At 66.3% G+C, this 2,216-nt stretch carries 3 protein-coding genes; 1 reads left to right on the forward strand and 2 read right to left on the reverse strand.

The features are described from left to right. Together ACGFU7_RS40640 and ACGFU7_RS40645 are read right to left on the reverse strand one after the other, a co-directional pair. Positions 1-370, reverse strand: a 370-nt coding sequence (locus ACGFU7_RS40640) for an IPT/TIG domain-containing protein (RefSeq protein WP_393703047.1), incomplete at its 3' end; no start/stop codon positions are given. Between the two features lie 321 nt (positions 371-691). Continuing rightward, positions 692-1,453: a hypothetical protein gene (locus tag ACGFU7_RS40645; RefSeq protein ID WP_393703048.1), complete on the reverse strand. Its 762-nt coding sequence runs from the start codon at positions 1,451-1,453 to the stop codon at positions 692-694. 125 nt (positions 1,454-1,578) lie between these two features. Here ACGFU7_RS40645 and ACGFU7_RS40650 point away from each other — a divergent pair. Continuing rightward, positions 1,579-2,216: transposase (locus ACGFU7_RS40650; RefSeq protein ID WP_393703050.1), on the forward strand; the 638-nt coding region annotated here is incomplete at its 3' end.

The following is a 2,216-nucleotide window of genomic DNA, read 5'->3' on the forward strand; positions in this document are numbered from 1 at the left end:
CGCCGAAGGAGACTGCGGTGGCGCCGGTGAACCCGGAACCGACAGCGATGATGTCGCTGCCCCCGGCCGGATCCCCCGCCTGCGGAGCAATCGCCGCAATAACCGGCGCTGCTGTCGGCGAACCGATGTAGGTGTAGACGACGCTGTCACTGGCGCCAGTGCCCGCCGTGACGGTCACCGGAACACTTCCGGTCCCCGCCGGTGCCACAACCGTGACCGCATTATCGGAGTCCACGGTGAAGCTCGTCGCCGCAACATCACCGAAGCTGACAGCAGCGACGTCAGCCAGCCCGCAGCCGCTGATCGTAACGGTGTTGCCGCCTGAATCCGGTCCCGAATCCGGGACGACTTCAGCAATAGATACTGACATGCCATTACCCTCTTTCCTCGCGGTGGGTGAATTCCGCGCACGCGCCGGATGTCCTGCACGGAGAGGCCCAGTCACCTCAGCGACAGGAAAATAAGACTGTCGGGGCGGACGGAAAGAACAGTTGGAGTAGGCGACATCTGGCCTCAACTGATTGAACCGAACCCGCGAAGCCGGAGGAAGGAGTGCGTATACCCCCGCCCAAGCACAAGTAGCGAGTAGGACAATCACATGACAAGCCGGACGGAATCACCACGCGCCGGGGTGCGCCACCGGTCCACCCGCTCCATGCCGCCTGCGCATCCGATGGTGGGAGAAGCCACGTCAGTCGTGCGCCAGGGACAGGTGGACACCCCGGGCGCAACACCGGTTTTGCTGCAGCGGGTTCGCAGCACTTCGGGTGCCGGTAAGAATCGCGTCACCAGCCGCAGGGGGCGGATATCCGAGCAGTGGTGGGTTGGACAGGTCGATCAGTTCTGCGGCCTGGTCCCCGGTGAGGCGGTTGCACGTGAGCAGGGCCGCCGCGAGTGTGCAGACCTTCCCCCAGCTCTCAGTCAGCAGCAGGTCAGCAGTGCCTTGATGGCGCCAGTAGTCGCGCAGGCGGTGACCGGTTCCGTACTCGATCTCCTGCCAGTGCCGGGCAAGCAGGTTGCGGGCCCGGACTTGGTTGTCAAGACCGCCGATCTCCACGGCGAAGGACCGCGTATCGGTCATTTCTACGCCCGTCTCACCCAGCCAGGCGGTCTCGGCCCGCCCGCCGCCCGCCAGCACGACCAGCGCCCGCTCCAGAGGCGCGAGCCGAAGCTGCTGGCCAAGATTCTCGTTGGCCCCGGCGAAGCCCTGCGGATGTCCGCAGCCCGACGTACCGGGTTCGGTGCTCACGCGGATCGCAGGAACGTGGACGCCCTGGATGAGGGCGAGGACGGTGTGCCCTGCCTCGTGAAAGGCAGTCGCCTCGCGGGCGTTGATGTCCCCGGGCGGATCGATGCCGCCAGCCGTGCAGCACCATTCCGACGGTTCTGCGTACCGGGTGCAGCCTGAAAGTTCATCCTCGCCGGGCGTACCGATCGAGATGCAGTGAGCCATCGAGGGCATCATGGCGACAGTCTGCGGTGACCGGGTTCGGCACTGCAAAACGCGCATTTGCGGGTGGTGACGCGATTCTTACCGGCACCCCATGATGTGCGGCCATGGGTCGGCAGCCGGTGGGCATGGATGAGCTGGTCGAGCACTGGACTGTGCTCGATGACGAGCTGCAGTTGGTGGCGGGCAAGCGGGGCGGGACGCGGCTGGGGTTCGCGCTGCTGCTTACTCCTGCCGAGCAGGCGGAAGTCTTGGACTTGCTCGACGTTCGTGTGACGCTCCTCGGCGACGTTCCGTCGCGCAAGAGCAAGGATGATCAGGTGGCCCAGTGGTTCCGGGCCAACGGTGGCGTCGTACCGACGCTGACGGATGAAGCCTGGGCGAAAGCGGAGCCCGTTTTCACGGGCCCGTCCGCGGGACGGCCGACGCGGCCCCCGCGGCTGATGCTGGAGGCCCTGCTGCACAAGGCCGTCAGTCGCTGTTCCTGGCGTGAGATCGGCGAGCAGTACGGCCCCTGGGCGACAGTGGCGAGCACCTGGCGCCGTTGGAACGAGCGAGGTGTCTGGGCCGAGGGCATGGAGCTGTTGGCCGGCATGCCCGGCACGCCCATTCCGCCGGAGGAGATCGCCCTGCCGCCCATCAGGGTGGAGGGGCGGCTTGATCCGCGGCTTCTAGTGCCGCATCAGACGCCTCACGGTCCCAAGCCGTCAAGTGGGCGGCCGCAGTGCCTGTGTAGCTTTGCTGACTGTTCGATTAGCAGCGCAGG

The organism is Streptomyces sp. NPDC048473 (assembly GCF_043200155.1).
GTDB lineage: Bacteria > Actinomycetota > Actinomycetes > Streptomycetales > Streptomycetaceae > Streptomyces.

Coding starts and splice junctions, on each gene's coding strand:
- ACGFU7_RS40645 (WP_393703048.1), bottom strand. CDS start 1,453: ATGGCTCACTGCATCTCGATCGGTACGCCCGGCGAGGATGAACTTTCA.